The 17,597-nt window shown below is 52.7% G+C and carries 16 protein-coding genes; 9 read left to right on the top strand and 7 right to left on the bottom strand.

Features of this window, described 5'->3' with window-relative positions; translation table 11 throughout:
• Positions 1-39 precede the first annotated feature (39 nt).
• From CRO05_RS03480 to CRO05_RS15995, 8 genes are all read left to right on the top strand, one after another.
• Positions 40-708, top strand: coding sequence for a LexA family transcriptional regulator (locus CRO05_RS03480; protein ID WP_235001270.1), 669 nt, complete (start codon positions 40-42; stop codon positions 706-708).
• A gap of 17 nt (positions 709-725) precedes the next feature.
• Positions 726-1,490 (top strand): translesion DNA synthesis-associated protein ImuA, encoded by a 765-nt coding sequence (gene imuA / locus CRO05_RS03475; RefSeq protein WP_235001269.1) that lies wholly within the window; start codon positions 726-728, stop codon positions 1,488-1,490.
• On the top strand, positions 1,450-2,961 hold the full coding sequence (locus CRO05_RS03470; RefSeq protein WP_097065826.1) for a DNA polymerase Y family protein: 1,512 nt from the start codon (positions 1,450-1,452) through the stop codon (positions 2,959-2,961). The genes imuA and CRO05_RS03470 overlap by 41 nt, the downstream gene beginning before the upstream one ends.
• Before the next feature lie 2 nt (positions 2,962-2,963).
• Entirely contained in the window at positions 2,964-6,107 is a 3,144-nt protein-coding gene (locus tag CRO05_RS03465) for an error-prone DNA polymerase (RefSeq protein ID WP_097065825.1), read from the top strand.
• 513 nt (positions 6,108-6,620) lie between these two features.
• Positions 6,621-6,902, top strand: a complete 282-nt coding sequence (locus CRO05_RS15290) for a hypothetical protein (RefSeq protein ID WP_143860881.1) — start codon at positions 6,621-6,623, stop codon at positions 6,900-6,902.
• Between the two features lie 126 nt (positions 6,903-7,028).
• Complete coding sequence (locus tag CRO05_RS03460) at positions 7,029-7,676, top strand: hypothetical protein (protein ID WP_097065824.1); 648 nt, start codon at positions 7,029-7,031, stop codon at positions 7,674-7,676.
• Between the two features lie 571 nt (positions 7,677-8,247).
• The gene (locus CRO05_RS03450) at positions 8,248-10,938 is read left to right on the top strand and encodes an MMPL family transporter (protein ID WP_097065822.1); all 2,691 of its coding nucleotides are present in this window, start codon (positions 8,248-8,250) and stop codon (positions 10,936-10,938) included.
• Between the two features lie 153 nt (positions 10,939-11,091).
• The gene (locus CRO05_RS15995; RefSeq protein ID WP_255405855.1) at positions 11,092-11,220 is read left to right on the top strand and encodes a hypothetical protein; all 129 of its coding nucleotides are present in this window, start codon (positions 11,092-11,094) and stop codon (positions 11,218-11,220) included.
• 224 nt (positions 11,221-11,444) lie between these two features.
• On the opposite strand, the gene CRO05_RS03440 is transcribed toward CRO05_RS15995, so the two are convergent.
• The 5 genes from CRO05_RS03440 to CRO05_RS03420 all read right to left on the bottom strand — a co-directional run bounded on the left by CRO05_RS03440 (position 11,445) and on the right by CRO05_RS03420 (position 15,541).
• Positions 11,445-11,723 (bottom strand): hypothetical protein, encoded by a 279-nt coding sequence (locus CRO05_RS03440; RefSeq protein ID WP_097065821.1) that lies wholly within the window; start codon positions 11,721-11,723, stop codon positions 11,445-11,447.
• Positions 11,724-12,052: 329 nt separating this feature from the next.
• Positions 12,053-12,307 carry a hypothetical protein gene (locus CRO05_RS03435; RefSeq protein ID WP_097065820.1) on the bottom strand — a complete coding sequence of 85 codons (255 nt, stop codon included), beginning with the start codon at positions 12,305-12,307 and terminating at the stop codon, positions 12,053-12,055.
• A 346-nt stretch (positions 12,308-12,653) separates the two neighbouring features.
• Positions 12,654-14,117: a 4-hydroxy-3-polyprenylbenzoate decarboxylase gene (ubiD, locus tag CRO05_RS03430; RefSeq protein WP_097065819.1), complete on the bottom strand. Its 1,464-nt coding sequence runs from the start codon at positions 14,115-14,117 to the stop codon at positions 12,654-12,656.
• 9 nt (positions 14,118-14,126) lie between these two features.
• Positions 14,127-14,999, bottom strand: a complete 873-nt coding sequence (gene ubiA, locus CRO05_RS03425) for a 4-hydroxybenzoate octaprenyltransferase (protein WP_097065818.1) — start codon at positions 14,997-14,999, stop codon at positions 14,127-14,129.
• Positions 14,999-15,541, bottom strand: a complete 543-nt coding sequence (locus CRO05_RS03420) for a chorismate lyase (protein WP_097065817.1) — start codon at positions 15,539-15,541, stop codon at positions 14,999-15,001. Before CRO05_RS03420 ends, ubiA begins: the two co-directional genes overlap by 1 nt.
• A 586-nt stretch (positions 15,542-16,127) precedes the next feature.
• On the opposite strand from CRO05_RS03420, the gene CRO05_RS15795 reads away from it, so the two are divergent.
• Complete coding sequence (locus CRO05_RS15795; RefSeq protein ID WP_097065816.1) at positions 16,128-16,757, top strand: DVUA0089 family protein; 630 nt, start codon at positions 16,128-16,130, stop codon at positions 16,755-16,757.
• 226 nt (positions 16,758-16,983) lie between these two features.
• On the opposite strand, the gene CRO05_RS16095 is transcribed toward CRO05_RS15795, so the two are convergent.
• Both CRO05_RS16095 and CRO05_RS15665 read right to left on the bottom strand, forming a co-directional pair.
• On the bottom strand, positions 16,984-17,316 hold the full coding sequence (locus tag CRO05_RS16095) for a PEP-CTERM sorting domain-containing protein (protein WP_369831583.1): 333 nt from the start codon (positions 17,314-17,316) through the stop codon (positions 16,984-16,986).
• On the bottom strand, positions 17,243-17,521 hold the full coding sequence (locus CRO05_RS15665) for a hypothetical protein (RefSeq protein ID WP_181319748.1): 279 nt from the start codon (positions 17,519-17,521) through the stop codon (positions 17,243-17,245). The genes CRO05_RS16095 and CRO05_RS15665 overlap by 74 nt, the downstream gene beginning before the upstream one ends.
• Positions 17,522-17,597: the final 76 nt, after the last annotated feature.

Genomic DNA, 17,597 nt, shown 5'->3' with positions numbered 1-17,597 from the left:
GATAAGCAGCGTGCTTCAATTGAATTGAATTGAGAACAATTGTTCTCTATAATAAGGACAATTGTTCTCAATTCATTTTTTATCATGCAGCAACTGGATATCTTTTCCTACCTCGGCAAGCTTCAGGATTACTATGCCCGGGAAAAAATCATTCCCTCGACAACGCAATTGTCTGTGCTGTGGAACGGAAAGGCGCGTTCCTGGACACATCAGATCGTTCAGCGTTTAAAGGAAGAGGACTTTCTGGAAAATGCGCCGGGTGGCCGACTACGTCCGGGACCCCGTTTTTTCGAGCGGACGGTCGGGCATACGGTCCGGGCGGGATTACCCCAGCAGGCTTCGGATGTTCAGCCTGAATTGCTGCGCATAGATGATTATCTTATCGAAAATCCCTCTCAAACCATTCTGTTTCCCGTCAAAGGCGATTCGATGACTGATCTGGGAATACTCGATGGCGATATGGTGATTATTGAGCGCAGCCATTCGGCTTCTTCCGGTCAGATTGTATTGGCAATCGTGGATAACGAGTTCACGCTCAAAGTCCTGTCCAAAGATCAGGAAGGTTATTACCTCGAAGCGCGAAACGAGAGGCGAAGCAAGGACTATCCGCCTATCCGGCCCAAGCAGGAACTGGAAATCTACGGGTTTTACGTCGGCCTGTTTCGAAAAACCCGGGTTGCGGGACACCGCCCCGGTTCCAGCCGGTAATCGATGAAGGTTTCGCCATGTCAATGCTCGCCCCCTCAACCTCGGCGCCCTCGGCATCCTCGGCTCCGCCATCGCTTTTACAGATCGAAGCACGATTCAAAAACAGGATCTGGCGCGGAGATGCATTGGGATCTTCAACTGATCCGATTATTTCCAGCGGCTTCGATAAACTGGACAAGGAATTGCCCGGAGGGGGATGGCCTACTCGCAATCTCATCGAGTTATTGCTGCCGGCAGAAGGGCTGGGGGAAATAAGATTATTGAGTCCATCGCTTGAGCAGACCACCCGGAGCGGGAGGAATATTCTATTGGTGAGTCCGCCTTATATTCCTTATATGCATGCATGGGAACACCTGGACATCGATAGCCGGCGTATTGTGATTGCCAGGGTTTACAAACCTGCCGAGCGATTATGGGTGCTTGAACAAGGCATCAAAAGCACCGCCTTCGGGACTATTATCGGCTGGCTACCCGAGGTAAGCCAGCAAACGACACGCAGGCTGCAAATCATTGCGCGAACCGCCGCCAGCCTCGTTTTCCTGTTCAGGCCGTTAAGCGCGCAATTTGAACCCTCCGCAGCCCCGTTAAGAATACTGCTCGGTTCAGGGCAAAGACATACTCTTTCCTTGTACTTGCTGAAGCGCCGGGGGGTTCCGCTTGCCTTGCCGATTCGCATCTCTCTCCCCTGGACCAGAAGCTTCTCCAGCTCCGTTGCGTCCTTGCCCGCTTCAGCCCGACACCATGCTGTGGATCGCTCTTCATTGCCCGACATTATCGCTTGACTGGATTGAGCGCCGGTTTCCCGCCGTGTTGATTCCTGCAATGGCGGTGACTGTTCGCAAGGGTAACCAGGTATATATCCAGCAGGCCAATAAGCCGGCGCAACAGCAGGGCGTGACGGCTCATCAATCCTTGGCCAGTGCTTTGTCTCTTTTTCCTGATCTGATAGTGGTGGAGCATGATCCGAACGAAGAAATGAAAGCGCTGCAAGAAGCGGCATATGCCGCCTTGCGTTTCACGCCAAATGTCGTGATGCAAGGCAGCGGCCTCATTGCCGAAGTTTCTGCCAGCCTGAAATTGTTTGGCGGTCTGAAAAAGTTATGCCAATTACTCAACCGGGCAGTGGCTGCGCAAGGTTTGCAACTCTGCGCAGGTGTTGCTCCTACCGCCGGGGGAGCATGGCTGCTGGCGCGATCCGCATCGCCGCAAACCGCCATCAACGGGGCAGGTGCCAAGTTTCGTTCAATGCTCGATTCCCTGCCCGTCAGTTTGCTGGAATCGGCCCAGCCTCATCTTGAAGTCATTCACGGCATAGGCTGCAAAACGCTGGCGGAGTTACAGCAGTTGCCGCGCAGTGGAATAGCACGCCGATTTGGTCCGGATTTGCCGGCAGAGCTGGATCGTGCCTACGGCGACTCTCCCGATCCGCAAAAGTGGCTGGAAGTACCGGAATATTTTCAGCAAAAAATGAGATTGATGGCGCAAGTTGAAAGTGTCGAATTATTGCTGGTGCCCGTGCAGCGCATGATCGAGCAGATGTGCGGCTGGCTGTCTGCCCGACACGCGGCGGTTTCAGCATTTTCATTTGTTTTGCACCACGAATATTCCCTCCGCCAGCCGCACAAATCCACTCCCATAAACATAAGACTTTCTGAACAAAGCAGCGACTCCAGGCATTTAATAATTTTGCTCCGTGAACGCATGGAGCGTACAAAAATACCCGCTCCGGTTTGTGAACTGGAATTGGCAGCCGACCAAATCACAGCGGGGGCGAATGCCAATCTGGAACTGTTTCCCACCGTGCAATCGGAATCGACTTCACTGAACCGGTTTATCGAGAAACTTTCCTCCCGCCTGGGGCCGCAAGCCATCACGGGCTTAAAGATTGTCTCCGACCACCGTCCGGAATGCAGCCAGAGATTTGAGCTACTGGAAACGAGTGGAATGAATGGATTGAGGGAAACATATCGGGAAATAATCCCAACGGAATGGCCCCGCCCCGCCTGGCTGATGGAAACTCCACTGGAACTGAAGCTGCAGCGCCGCCAACCGGTCTATGGCTCGTCGTTGAAGCTGATTGAAGGGCCTGAACGGATCGAGGCGGGCTGGTGGGATGATGCGCTGATCGCACGCGATTATTTCATAGCGGAAAATGAGCTTGGCCAATTGTTATGGATCTACCGCGAGCATGATCCGGCAGAAGATAAAAAAGGTGAGGCAGATAGCTGGTATTTGCAGGGACTATTTGGATAATCATGTCTTCCCCTGTTCCCTCTTATCCCTCTTACGCTGAGCTTCATTGCTGTTCCAGCTTCAGCTTCCTGAAGGGAGCCTCCCTGCCTGAAGAACTGGTGGAGCATGCTGTAACCTTGGGCTATACCGCACTGGCCATCACGGATGAATGCTCCATGGCGGGAGTGGTGAGAGCCCATTCGGAAGCCAAAAAAGCCGGTCTGCATCTTCTGATCGGCAGTCAGTTCATTCTGGAGGATGGATTACGTCTGGTCTGCCTGGCCATGAACCGGGAGGGCTACGGCAATCTATGCGAGCTGATAACACTGGCAAGGCAACGTGCCGTGAAAGGGACTTACCGTATAAGCCGCGCAGATTTCGAAAGCTGCCCCGATGCGCCTCATCTTGCTCTACTGCAGGATTGCCTGGTCTTATTGATCCCTCGTTTCAATCAGGCGGACAGTTCTTTAATAGAAGACATGAACTGGGCAATGTCGCTATTCCCGAAACGCTGCTGGGCCGCTGTCGAGCTATTGCTTCATGCCGGCGAAGATCTGCTGTTCGAGAGAATACGGCAGGCATCGGATATCACGGGCATGCCGCTTGTCGCCGCGGGGGACGTGCATATGCATGACAGTTCCCGCAAACCTCTGCAAGATACCATGACGGCCATCCGTCTCGGTAAACCGCTGAGCGAATGCGGTTATGGATTGCAGCCCAATGCGGAACAGCATCTGCGCACAAGATTGCAGCTGGAGCAACTTTATCCGCCGGAACTCTTGCAGGAGACGGCTTCAGTTGCGGTTCGTTGTACTTTTTCGCTGGATGAGTTGCGTTATGAATATCCTGAAGAACTGGTCGAGACTAATGAAACACATGCAGCCTATCTGCGGCGCATGGTTGAAGAGGGCATGGCAAGAAGGTTTCCGGAAGGCGCCTCAGCCAAGGTCAGGAAACAGATTGAGCATGAGTTGCAGCTGATCGCCGATCTTGACTATGAACCCTATTTCCTGACTGTATTCGATATCGTAAAGTTTGCGCGCTCGCGCGGCATTCTCTGCCAAGGGCGCGGATCGGCAGCCAATTCCGCGGTCTGCTATTGCCTGGGTATCACCGAGATTGATCCGGAGCACAGCAGTCTGTTGTTTGAGCGGTTTATTTCGAAAGAACGTAACGAGCCTCCCGATATTGATGTCGATTTCGAGCACCATCGCCGTGAGGAAGTTATTCAGTATATCTATCAGAAATATGGCCGGGACCGTGCCGCCATTGCCGCCACGGTCATTACCTACCGTACGCGTTCGGCGGTTCAAGATATCGGCAAGGCGCTGGGGCTCGATATCGAAAGGATCAAGCGCCTATCTGCTTCTTTTGCCTGGTGGGATAAAACTTCGGATATGCGTCAACGCCTGACTGAGAACGGCTTCGATCCCGACAGTTCGGTCATCCGGAAGCTGATCCAATTGATTCCAGTCTTATATGGATTTCCGCGACATTTATCACAACATGTAGGCGGCTTTGTCATTGCGCGTGACAAGCTGTGCCGTATCGTACCCATCGAAAACGCCGCCATGGCGGATCGCCGAATTATTCAATGGGATAAGGATGATCTCGCAGCAATAGGGTTGATGAAAATTGACGTGCTGGCGCTAGGCATGCTATCGGCCATCCGCCGCACGCTCGATCTGATTTCCGCCCTGCGTGGCGCGCCCTTTCAGGTGCAGGATATTCCGACAAAAGATGAAGCAACATTCGACATGATCTGCAAGGCCGACACTATTGGCGTCTTCCAGATCGAATCCCGCGCGCAGATGTCCATGCTGCCGCGTTTGAAGCCACGGACTTTCTACGATCTGGTGATAGAAGTCGCCATCGTCCGTCCAGGACCGATTCAGGGAGACATGGTGCACCCTTATCTGCGCCGCAGACAGGGATTGGAAGACGTTGATTATCCAGGCGAAGGAGTGAAAGCCGCCTTGGAACGCACCTTGGGTGTACCGATTTTCCAGGAACAAGTGATGCAACTGGCCATGTTTGCCGCCAACTTCACCTCGGGTGAAGCCGACCAGTTGCGCCGATCCATGGCTGCCTGGAAGAGAAAAGGAGGGCTAGGCCCCTTCCATAAGAAGTTAATCGATGGAATGACCAGCCGAGGTTATACCCTCGAATTTGCTGAACGGCTCTTCCGCCAAATCGAGGGTTTCGGCGAATATGGATTTCCGGAATCGCATTCTGCAAGCTTTGCACTGCTGGTTTATGTGTCGGCCTGGCTTAAATGCCACGAACCTGCCGCCTTCCTGTGCGCAATGCTGAACAGTCTGCCCATGGGTTTTTACAGCGCCTCGCAACTGATTCAGGATGCCAGGCGGCATGGTGTTCACATCAGGCCGGGGGACGTGACTCTCAGCGATTGGGATTGCACACTTGAAGAACAGGCCGACAATTCTTCTCAACCTATACAACCCGCCGTCCGGCTAGGCTTGAACAGGGTGAAAGGGATGGGTCTGGAAGCAGCCAAGCGCATTGTCGAAGCAAGGACAAGCTCATCTTTTGAAAACACGACCGATCTGGCAAACCGCGCATCGCTGAATACCGCTGAAATGCGGGCTCTCGCCAGTTCCGACGCGTTATGCACCTTGTCAGGCCATCGGCGACAAACGCTCTGGGCCGTAGCATCCCACATAAAACAACGAGACCTGATGCGAAATGCGCCAGTAAGAGAGACATTACCAGTTATCGCGGCCGCGCCTGAAGGGGAAGAAATTACCGCTGATTACGCCAGCACGGGACTTACCCTGCGCCGGCATCCACTTGCACTGTTGCGTCCCAAACTAGCCAGAATGAATTTGCGTTCTGCAATGGAGCTGGATAATTATCCAACCGGGCGGCTGGTCAGAACAACCGGTATCGTAACCTGCCGGCAGCGCCCAGGAAGCGCCAATGGCGTCATGTTCGTAACGCTTGAAGATGAGACCGGGATAACGAATGTCGTGGTATGGAGCCAGCTTGTCCATAAGCACCGCCGTGAGGCATTGAACTCAAGGCTTTTAACGGTGTATGGCGTATGGCAATGTGAAAGCGATGTCAAACATGTGATCGCCAAGCGGCTGGTTGATCATAGTCATTTGCTAGGTAATCTCATCGTGGGAAGCCGGGATTTTCATTAGTCCCGAATGACCCCCTGCAACCGGAGAAGCAGATGTAAGGGAACAATAAGCGGCGCGCATTGCGCGATATGAAGCTATACGAAGCACTTGTTTTTCCTGTATTGCCATCTATAAATGAAATGCCTGCTGCGACTGCGGTTCGAGTGCAAATAACCAAACTGACTCTTACCCGGCTTCCAAATGATACGAGTTTGTAATTCATTGAGATAAGCGAAGCCGTAACCAAACAAAGCGATGCATCAATGTTGGGCTGCGTGATAAAGCCGCAACCCATTTAAGGGCTAACCGCTAAGAGGAGATGCGAAATGAACATGAAGATGCCAGGTTTTACCGCCGAGTCCTCGGTCTACAGAACGAGAGGACATTACCAGGCGACGCCGGGTTTTAATGCGGATGGTAGCGTTGTACAGCCACAAGCATGTGATCTCGCCTGCCTGGGCGAATGCAGGGAGGGCTGTGTTGGCCTCACTGGCAGGGAGCATGCTCAATGCATAAGGTTTTGCAGGATAGAATGTGGCTGCATTTCACAGCCACCGGTATGTGGCCCGTGTCGATGCGAGGCACAAACGGGTTGGTCGCAGCGATGCTGCCGCCCTGACGGAACGAATTGTTCTGAGCGGCCTTGTACGCCGCCGGGAGAGGGATGCACTGTCCAGGATAATCGTACCTGCCTCCCTTGGCCGTTCGACTCTATCTGCTGGGGTAGTTGCGAGCGGACTTGTTGCCATTGGTCGGGCTGCGATCAGTTGCTCTGCGGCGTGTCGGAGTGCTGACAGCCTGCACAGCAGGCTGTGAATGAAGGGGTACTGCATTGCAGATTAAAACCAGGGAATAAATCGACCAGCCTCATGTGCATCAGCGCTGGGAGTCGTCCTTGTAATTGCGAAATGCCCTGGCTCCGTCACCAAAAAGGAGTCTGCCATGTTACACACTGCCATACTTGCGCTCGGCATAATAATTGCAAGCAATGCTTTTGCAGATCCTCAAGGGGTAAACAGCGAGGCTGGTCAAGTTTGTCCCGACAGTGTTCCGGCCACAAGTTGCGAAATAGATAAGGATAAAGCGACCAGGTTGCAGAACCTACCTGGGGATTCTATCCGCCTGGCTGCGGTAGACACGCAGGATGAACCACGTTGCGCCGCAGATGGCGTTTGTAACCTCGCTGTGTGCAGCGCGGCACAAGACCCGGATTGTCCCAAAGATCTGCCGCTTGGCGCGGGAGCTGATCCCGCAACCACTCCGGCGGTTTCCCTCGAAACCGTCGATTGCACCAGCACCCAGTCTGTGAACATCCTCGCCGTGGCCTGGAACCTGGTGGATGATTGGGCCAACTTCGAACGCACGGTAGAGTCGACTACCGGTTCCAGCCTCGGTAATTGCATTCGCAGCCGATTCAGGGATAACGCCCGCGTGATCTGCGAGCAGCAGACAAACTGCAACAATAGAGGCGCTGCGTTTTGGGACGGTCTTCACCTCTTAACCGGACCACCCGCATTTTCGGCACTTTCTTTAACAATATTGCCGACGCCCCGGCACCCGACCGCCGTGCCTGCTACGCGGCTCTGCTGATGCATGAATTTTCGCATTCCTGCGATCGCGTCTTTGAAAAGCCCCGCGCCGAAGCTCGTGAGGCAGCCGCTTTTACTTATTGGCGGACGCGCTTTCCTGGTACAGCGGGCTGGACCAGGACGGGCACCAATGGAACAGGCTGTGGCCTGGATTGAGCTTTTATTTGAGCGCGGGACAATTGCTGCGGGATGAATTTCATCCCAACCTTTTTACCCTTTAATAAACGCCCCGAGGAAATGGAGCCAGCTCCCTTTCGCAGGCTGATGAAGCTTGAACGCCTGCCCATCGGTACACTGCCATGAAATGCCCCTGAGCTTCGGGCTGATTTATCCATTACCAAGGCGCGCCTCATATGCACTCCTTCGGTTACTTTTTATTGAGGCAATTCGCCTGTGCTTGATAACCTTCTGCTGAACACTACACTACTAATAGAGGTTATCTCTTTGCGCAAATGTGTCGCAATTTGATAAAAATTCGCAACCGATTTTGAATCGTATTGCCCGTCTGCTGCAAAGCTATTGTCGGATCAAGCGAATCTCGCTACAAATTATTGAGCTCGGCCCAATCAACTATGGCAATTAGCCGCAGTTACGCAACTTGGGGAAACTGGACGCTTGCCCATCCTTTTACGGCGCTGTCCATATTGGTTGCGCTCGGGGTTCTCGCCGCCCAATACACAGTCGGTCATTTGACCATCGATACCAATACCGGCAAGCTCATTGCTCCCGATGCGCCTTTTCAGCAATACCGTCGCCTTTATGAACAGGCTTTTTCACAGGATTTGAGCACGCTGGTACTGGTGGTTGAGTCGGATACGCCTGAACTGACCAAGTCCTTCAGTAGAAGACTGCTGGACCTGCTCAGCAAAGATGCTGAGCACTTCAATTCGGCCTACATTCCCAATGACAATGAATTCTTCCGTCAAAACGGCCTGCTTTATCTGGATACTGACGAGTTACAGGCGTTATCAAATAACCTGTCGGCCGCCCAGCCGTTTCTCGGCAGAATTGGCCAGGAACCCAATCTGAAAGGGTTTTTTTCTATTTTTGAGGATGCCCTGAAGGCCACAGCCCCCAAGGCTACGGATAAGGAGGCAACCGACACAGCCCCGGCTATCCCCATCGATCTAGCCGCGCTGACTGACAAGATCGCGCTGGTTTTGCACAAAACGGCCAATGGCAAAAATGCCTTGCTCTCCTGGGAGTCGCTGATTGCTGAAGAGAGAAAACGTTCCAGCAAGGAGTTCATCATTGCTTCGCCCAAGCTCGATCACTCGGAAATCCGTCCCGCCCGAGGCGCGATCGAGGCCATCCGCAAAGCTGCCGCCGATATTCAGGAGCCCGGTCTGCCGGCCGTCAAGGTTTGGGTGACTGGCGAGATCGGCCTTGAAGATGACGAGCTTGCCGGCATCAGCACAGGCACCTTTACCGCCAGTGTTTTCTCCATTGTCCTGGTGTTATTTATTTTGCTGGTTGCCTACCGGTCTATTTTACTTACGGTAGCCACGCTGCTGACCCTGGCCGTGGGCATGCTTTTCTGCGGCGCATTCGCGGCTATTGCCGTGAAGGAATTAAACTTGATTTCACTCGCTTTTGCGGTATCCAATATCGGCCTGGGTGTGGAATATGCCATTCATTTTTGCTTACGCTATCAGGACAAATTAAAGGAGCACGACAATAAAGAGCTGGCACTGCGCGATGCCTTCATGACCGTGGGCCCCTCGCTGTTACTGGCTGCAGGAACCACATCCATCGGACTGTACGCTTTCATACCGACTGATTACAAGGGCGTTGCAGAGCTTGGCCTGCTAGCAGGGACAAGTCTGTTTATTTGCCTGTTAATCACACTGGTTTCCCTGCCAGCCCTGCTAAAAATCCTGCCGGCACTGAGAAGGCCCGGGCTGAAAGAAGGTCAGCATCCCCTCTCGAACCTGTCAAGGAAGCTGGCGGCCTTACCGATCCGATATGCCAAACCGGTTTCCTTTACTACCCTTGTTCTCGCGCTCATCTCCATCGTATTGGCATTTGACGTGAAGACGGATTTTAGCCCGGTCAACCTTCGCGACCCTCATACCGAATCGGTTGTTGCGTTCAAGAGATTGATGGAAGACGAAGACACCTCACCGATGATGTTGAACGTCCTGACCAGGGATGAGAACAGCACCAAAATCCTGCAAAAAGAGCTGTCGGCATTGGCTTCGGTTGGCAAGACCATCAGTCTTTTTGACCTTCAGCCCACGGACCAGGACGAAAAACTGGCCATGGTTGAAGAACTGGGGCTGATACTTGGGCCGCAGGTGCAGCATTTCCCCCAATTGGAAACCAATGTCGATCCGGCCCCCAGCATCACCGGCGTGATAAAAGCCATTGATACCGTCCTGCCACAAAAAGCCAATGCCCGTGATCGCGCGTCATTGACAAAGTTAAAAACGGAATTGCAGGAAATTTTGATCGAACTCGATGCACGGCCGCAATCCAGCCAGAAGATTTTCATTGAAAAAATACATACTGCGCTGCTTGGCACGTTGCCGCACGTCATGGGTGAATTATCAATCAGCCTGGAAGCCAAGCCTATCAGGCTGGACCATCTGCCGCCCCATATCAAGGATCGATGGCTTAGCAAGGACGGTTGGTACCGCATCCAGATTTTTCCAAAAAAAGACCTGAATGATCTGACCAATCTTAAGGAATTTATTATCGAAGTGCAATCGGTTGCACCTGAAATAACCGGTCTGCCGATCATTTATTGGGAATCGATGAAGGAAGTCATCGAAGCCTTTCAGCAGGCCATTGTGGTCGCCCTGGTTGCCATCGCACTGGTTTTGATCGCTATCCGGCGCAGCGTTCTGGATACAACGCTGGTCATGGCAACACTCATACTGGCGGGGCTCTTTACCATGGCTTGTGCGGCTCTCACCAATACTCCCGTCAATTTTGCGAACATCATCGCCCTGCCGCTGTTATTGGGACTGGGAGTCGACAATGGCATCCACATGCTCGTCAAGCTGCGCGAGTCACTTTCCGGCTCCGAAGACTACGATATTTACCAGTCCAGCACCGCCAGAGCCATATTTTTTGGGGCCTTGACCACTTCCACCAGCTTCGGAGGATTGGCTTTCTCCCCGCATGCCGGTATCTCCAGCATGGGCTTGATCATTACCATAGGCATATTCTGGATCATGGTTTGCACATTTATTATTCTTCCGGCCCTGAGTAAACTGATATTAAGCCGCAAGGAGGGTAATCAACGGCGGGCGGGATAAGACAGGCAGATTGTAGTGGTCTAATTTGCACAGACACTTTGATAAATGGATTATTCATTTATGGAGGAGTTTATGATGACGAAACGCAGGGCGCGCAGCGAAATTTGACCCCGGCTTCAAAATGGAATTCGTGCCGCCGTGAAGGACTAGGGATTGCCCGTCAATGACGCTTGCAGCAGCGTGGATCTGGCCGAGATGGTAGTTCGGCGCTGGGTGAAGCAATTTCAGTCTGAACTGAACGGGCAGCCGGGCATTGGCCAACCGCTCACGGTCGAGCAGTAGCGCATCCGGCGACTGAATTTGAGAATCGGCAACTACGAATGGATAACGATCTATTAAAAAAAGTCTCAGCCGTCTTTGCCTCGAGCTGAAATGACCTGTTGACTGGCTCGTGAATTGCAACACAGCAAAAAAGGGATCTGATCTGGGTCAGACCCCTTTTTTATCCATTTGACCCGGCCCACAAGTCCGGTTTTTCTAGGTCTACTAAAAAACGGAGGATACTATTACTGCTTATACGGTTTTTTATCCATTACTTCCTGATCTCTGTATTCGTGTTTCACTCCCGGCGGTAAATCCTTGGGCATCTTTTCGCGCATGATTTCAGAGGTTGAACTCGGCTGATCCCCCTTCTTGCCTCCGTCCCGCTTGCTTGTATCTTGAGGAGGGGTGGGTTTAGCGGTTGTTTCCTTGTTCTTGTCGGAATCATCCGATCCAGCGGCCGCGCCGAAGCTGCAAACAGCCGTGAAGGCAGCCAGAATAACAGTCACTATGAGTTTATTCATTTCAAGCTCCTATGGTGAATTGCGAGGTAGATAAAAATATGGTTTCGGTGACTTATATTGGTGCTGTTTTCAGACATAGGGCCGCCAACAGGCCGACGGACTTTCGCTAATTTCCCATCAACGTACTTGTAGAGACAATACGTATACTCTTCGATAACATCGGTGCGCTAACGCACCATAGGGTTGCATTGCAGCAGACAGCCAAATTTAGGCATTAGAGCTATAAAGTGAAAATAGGGTCGGAGATTGAGGTTTCCCCTGAACGCTGTAGGACTAGGTGATCATAATGCAGGCGCGAAAGCACAGTGTTAAGCTCCCGGGATATTGCTTTAGAATTGAAGGTGCAGTTTCCGTGCTTTGCCCGCCTCGCCGATTACGCATAATACGAACGAGGCAAGACAGGCAATCAGCAGCAGCACGGTCAGGCGGTCTTTCCCAGTGGATCGGTTGGAATTGAATCCCAGGCCGAAAAACTCACTCTTCAGATCGCGGCAGGCCTCCTCAATCTGCTTCGTGGCGCATAGACGGCGATAACCGCGCCGGCACTCAGGTGAGCCAGTTCGGGGTATACGGCCAACAGTCATAGCTCGCGCCGCGAGCGGTATTCTGCGGGCTGTGGCGCGAGCGTGCTCCTTTGCCCAGGCGGCCTTTTTTGCAAGAAAATGGTGTCTGACCCCATTTTTATTGCTCAGGGAGTAGGTTACCTGATTTAGGGCACCTATTTTTCGACCTTTGCGCTAACAGCATTTTTGAAAAACAAAAGGTAGTTCACACAAAACATGGCCGCCGCGAGCAATTGGGCAGCATCGCCTTGATTCAGAGGACTACTCAGCGCTCCTTCATGCGCCATCTGATTGCGCAGAGTCCATAACTTAACGATAAGCTCTATGATTCTCTAGTCCAACGGTTTGATGCCGTATAACCGGCAAGTCACAACCCCAAGTCATCCCACATATTATCCACCCTCGCCTTCACATTCGCATCCATCACAATCGGTGTGCCCCACTCGCGGCTGGTCTCCCCCGGCCATTTATTGGTAGCATCCAAGCCCATTTTCCCGCCCAAGCCGGATACCGGACTGGCAAAGTCCAGATAGTCGATCGGCGTATTTTCCACAATCAGGGTGTCACGCGCGGGATCGACCCGAGTCGTAATGGCCCAAATGACTTCCTTCCAGTCACGGATATTAACGTCATCATCGGTGACAATAATGAATTTGGTGTACATGAATTGCCTGAGGTAGCTCCACACGCCGAACATAACGCGCTTGGCGTGGCCTGCGTACTGCTTTTTCATGCTCACTACCGCCATGCGGTAGGAGCAGCCTTCCGGCGGCAGATAGAAATCAACGATTTCCGTAAACTGCTTTTGCAGCAAGGGTACGAACACTTCATTGAGCGCGACGCCGAGTATGGCAGGCTCGTCCGGCGGCTTGCCGGTATAGGTGGAATGGTAGATGGGGTCGCGTCGCATGGTGATGCGCTCGACCGTGAATACAGGAAACGTTTCCTGCTCGTTGTAGTAACCGGTGTGGTCGCCGAACGGGCCTTCCACAGCTGTTTCGTCAGGATAAATATAACCTTCCAACACGATTTCTGCGCTTGCCGGAACCTGTAGATCATGACTCAGGCATTTGACGATTTCAGTCTTCGCGCCGCGCAGCAATCCAGCGAATTGATATTCGCTCAGGCTATCCGGCACCGGCGTCACCGCGCCGAGTATGGTTGCCGGGTCCGCCCCCAGCGCCACCGCGATGGGATAAGGCTGTCCGGGATTAGCGAGACAAAAATCGCGGAAATCCAACGCCCCGCCGCGATGGGCCAGCCAGCGCATGATCAGCTTATTGGGCCCGATCACCTGTTGCCGGTAGATACCGAGATTCTGCCGCGTCTTGTGCGGACCTCTGGTAACGGTCAATCCCCAGGTGATCAGCGGGCCCACATCTCCCGGCCAGCAGGTCTGGATTGGCAGCCGACCAAGGTCGACGTCTTTGCCTTCCCATACGATTTCCTGGCAGGGGGCTCGTGAAAGCTCTTTCGGCGCCATATTGAGTACCTGCTTCAGCACGGGGAATTTATCCCATGCATCTTTCAAGCCTTTGGGCGGGTCGGGTTCTTTAAGATAAGCAAGGAGTTTTCCGACTTCCCGCAGCGCTCCAACCGAATCCTGCCCCATGCCCATTGCCACGCGCCGGGGGGTGCCGAACAGATTTCCCAGCACCAAGATGGTATGCCCCTTGGGCTTTTCGAACAGAATGGCCGGACCGCCTGCTTTCAATACCCGGTCGCAGATTTCGGTCATTTCCAGATGGGGATCGATTTCGGCGCTTATGCATTTCAGTTCGCCCTGATTTTCCAGTTGGGCGATAAAATCGCGCAGATCCTTGTATTTCATGTGGACCGCTTATGAGGTTGCCGTTAGAAGGTAATCAAGCGCAATGCCGGCAAATATCGTTGCGCCCACCCAGTTGTTGTGAAGAAAAGCCTTGAAGCAGTGCGCCCGGTCGCGGTCGTGAATCAGGCGGTACTGATAAAATATCAGTCCCAGCGCAACCGCTAGACCCGCATAGTAAATAACGCCCAGTTGATGGATAACTCCTATCGCGGTCATCATGCCAAGAAAAATAATATGGCACAGCATCACGCCCGCTACATCGAAACGGCCGAAAGTTATGGCGGAAGTCTTGATGCCAATCTTGAGATCGTCAACCTTGTCCACCATTGCGTACTCTGTGTCGTAAGCGATTACCCAAAGGAGGTTCGCCGCCATCAATAGCCAGGCCATGTAGGGTACTTCCCCGGTCTGTGCGGCAAAAGCCATTGGGATGCCGAAGCTGAAGGCAATGCCTAGGTAAGCTTGTGGCATGGCGAAGAAGCGCTTGGTGAATGGATAGCTCGCGGCGAGAAAAAGTGCGAGCACCGACAGCTCAAGCGTAAGCCGGTTGAGCGGCAATATCAGCAGAAACGCGCACAGACTTAATCCGGCCGCCAGCAGCAAGGCTTCTTTGGAACTCAGCTTGCCGGTGGCCAACGGACGATTTTTGGTGCGCTCAACATGCGCATCGAAATTGCGATCGGCATAGTCGTTGACGACGCAGCCGGCGGAGCGCATCAGCACCGTGCCCAGCACGAATATCACCAGAATATCCGTGCTGGGCGCACCACCTGCGGCCAGCCACAGGCCCCATAAAGTCGGCCACAGCAGCAGCAATATGCCGATGGGCTTATCCAGCCGCATCAGCTTTTCATAATGACCCAGACGCTGTGTTAACGTCACTATGCCAACTCCAGAATGGAAGGAAGAAATACTTCGGTAACCAGTATGGATTGCCCATGCAGGCTGAATAAGGAGCGCCGCGCCCACAGGCCGGGTGGCTTTGCCTGCAAACCCCGGCAGGCACGGCTGAAAAGCGGATGCGCTGAATTCAATCTTTTGAACCGGAGGGCCGTGCGTTTTATCACGGGATTGGTAAACAATACGGTACCCAGTGACTTGTTACCAAGACCGCTCAACCCGCGCCACGCGCCCCGCAGATCTTTCCTCGCTACTACCGAATGTGCAAATACCACCGGCGTGCTGCCACAATACAAATACACTTCCCGTACCAGGGCCAGTTCATTCCGGCGCAGGTTCATCACGGCAAGTTCGTCTCCGCATGCCTTGGCCAGCGACTGGAATACCGGTTTAACGCTAAACTCTCTACAGCAGCGCTGCTGGATCAGCTGAGTAAGCGAACCGCGGTTCTGCAACCAGCCGCGAGCTCGGGTTGAAACGGACGACGGCACGGGATGCCATGACGATAACTGGACAGCGTTCATTACAGCGAAACTGAAAAGGGTGAATTATGCCGCATAATCCGACGTGGCTAAACCTTATCCCCGAAGAACATCCGTTCGAGAACGTTTCGCGCTCCTTAGGGTTTGTTGCCTATCCGGCGGACAAACGCCTGGCTTATCCCAACGGGTAATTGAGGAAGGGTAACGGTATCTCGGCTAAAAGGGTTAATGAATTATCCGGAGTGTTCGATACTCTCAAATATTCCTCAATTCCTGTGACGACGTTAAGGAGTAATGTAAGGCTCACGGAAAAAGCTCCGGCTGCCGGGAAATACCGTCGTGTCTCCAAAATCCCGTACATGAAACCTTTGAAAGTCTACTAATTCATCAAGAGGACAACTGAAAGCTGGAAAGACCGCCTTTCCATGCTCCAGCGGGAATTTCTATTCTCGCGTCCCTCAACAACTCCGCCAATCATCCGTTAATGCCTACTCAGTCGCTGACTTGTACTTTGGTCCAATTGGCATGCGTCTTCAAATCCGTATGATGGACGCTTCGTTAGTTTCTATTGAAGCGATCGACCGTTAATAACCATGGTTTCCGAGTCGTAAAACAGGATCGAAAAAAAATGAATATGATGAATTTCGTTTCAGTATTTGGAAAACTCGGCGCGGTATTTGCCTCGCTAGTTATTTTGGCAGGCGCTTATCCTGCTTACGCAAGCCTGTACTTCGAAGTGGACGACGCGGGGACTACAGCCGAAACCGCTAACTATATTTCCTGGGATACGGCAACCATAATCGGTGCTATTCACAGGAACGATGGAGCGGATGTCTACGGCTTCGATTGGGCAGGCGGCTTCTTCCAGGCAGATACGATAGGTTCCGATTTCGACACCATGCTGTCGCTTTTTAATGAATCAGGCGGCTTACTTTTATTTAACGATGACTTTAACGATAATAGTGGCGTATGGTATAGCCATTCCCTGCTTTCGATGGAACTCGACCCTGGCAACTATTTTCTCGGGGTAACTCACTATGCCAATAACTATATGGGGGAAATGGGGAATTACCTGAAAAAAGGCATTGAAGGTTCCTATCAGATTCAAAAAACCGTAGCAATGCCGCTACCCCCGCAACCGCAAATCATTGCCGAGGTTCCGGAACCGGCGACAATGGCGCTGCTTGCCATCGGTTTTATCGGAATCATGCTCAACCGCCGGCGGAAGATTGGCCTCATGAGCAGGGCCGCTTTCTAATAAAACGTGGGGCAGTATGGATCTGATTCCCTCCCTTTAGCTTTCAGCAAACCCCCTTCCATGCTTGCAGGGGCGGGCTCTCTGTGCTTCGCACACCGGGCCGTTAGTCCCGGCCATCCGGTTACGATCCCTTTTGCAAACATCCTCATAAAGATTTTCGCATCCCAGGCTGTGAAAAAACAGGAAGCACCATGATTCGAAAATGTTAGCGGTCGCTTGAAAAATTTTAATTGATGCTAAACCCCGCCTTCCGCCTTCTTGCGCGCTGCGCAATGAACCCGATCAGGGCCAATCCGGCGAGCATCAGGGCATAGGTTTCTGGTTCTGGAACAGTGGATATCACGAGGTTGTCCAAATACACGTCGGATAGGATCCGCTTGTAGTAGTAGCCAGCACGTAGCAAATCCCAACAATGGCTTGTGCATGCTCCCGGCGAAAGTTGGCTATGGTCTTGCAGGTTGGCTAAACACGGTATACCAGCCACATCACTTCGATGTTTGCGCCTCGTTTCCCGCTCGATCATGCGGCTTGAACGCACCCGGTTCAGGTAACCGTACACGTACAGCTTTAACAAATCCCCCGGTGCGTACGGCGGCCGTCCAGTAGCTTCTGAAATGACCTTCCTGAACCCCAAATTGCCCTAAATCAAGACTGTCCACAATGCATCGATTAATCGCAGTGGATGATCTTGCGCAATTAAATTCATCCAGTGATTCGGGAAACAGCGTTGTCTGATGGCGCGAGGGGCCGGTTATATGAGTCACGATATTCCTTTGGCTTATTGATGTCTCGTTAGTGTAAACCCCAAGAGTTTTTCACAGCATGATGCGCGAAAATCCT

Origin of the sequence: Nitrosovibrio sp. Nv4, from assembly GCF_900215485.1 — a bacterium.
Classification (GTDB): domain Bacteria; phylum Pseudomonadota; class Gammaproteobacteria; order Burkholderiales; family Nitrosomonadaceae; genus Nitrosospira.
This window is presented reverse-complemented; position numbering and strand designations above follow the sequence as displayed.

Excerpts from the sequence above, each read along its gene's own strand:
- CRO05_RS03440 (WP_097065821.1), bottom strand. The coding sequence starts at position 11,723 with ATGAATAAACTCATAGTGACTGTTATTCTGGCTGCCTTCACGGCTGTT.
- imuA (WP_235001269.1), top strand. The coding sequence starts at position 726 with ATGTCAATGCTCGCCCCCTCAACCTCGGCGCCCTCGGCATCCTCGGCT.
- CRO05_RS03460 (WP_097065824.1), top strand. The coding sequence starts at position 7,029 with ATGTTACACACTGCCATACTTGCGCTCGGCATAATAATTGCAAGCAAT.
- CRO05_RS03420 (WP_097065817.1), bottom strand. The coding sequence starts at position 15,541 with ATGAACGCTGTCCAGTTATCGTCATGGCATCCCGTGCCGTCGTCCGTT.
- ubiD (WP_097065819.1), bottom strand. The coding sequence starts at position 14,117 with ATGAAATACAAGGATCTGCGCGATTTTATCGCCCAACTGGAAAATCAG.
- CRO05_RS03450 (WP_097065822.1), top strand. The coding sequence starts at position 8,248 with ATGGCAATTAGCCGCAGTTACGCAACTTGGGGAAACTGGACGCTTGCC.
- CRO05_RS15795 (WP_097065816.1), top strand. The coding sequence starts at position 16,128 with ATGAATATGATGAATTTCGTTTCAGTATTTGGAAAACTCGGCGCGGTA.
- CRO05_RS03470 (WP_097065826.1), top strand. The coding sequence starts at position 1,450 with ATGCTGTGGATCGCTCTTCATTGCCCGACATTATCGCTTGACTGGATT.
- CRO05_RS03465 (WP_097065825.1), top strand. The coding sequence starts at position 2,964 with ATGTCTTCCCCTGTTCCCTCTTATCCCTCTTACGCTGAGCTTCATTGC.
- CRO05_RS03435 (WP_097065820.1), bottom strand. The coding sequence starts at position 12,307 with ATGACTGTTGGCCGTATACCCCGAACTGGCTCACCTGAGTGCCGGCGC.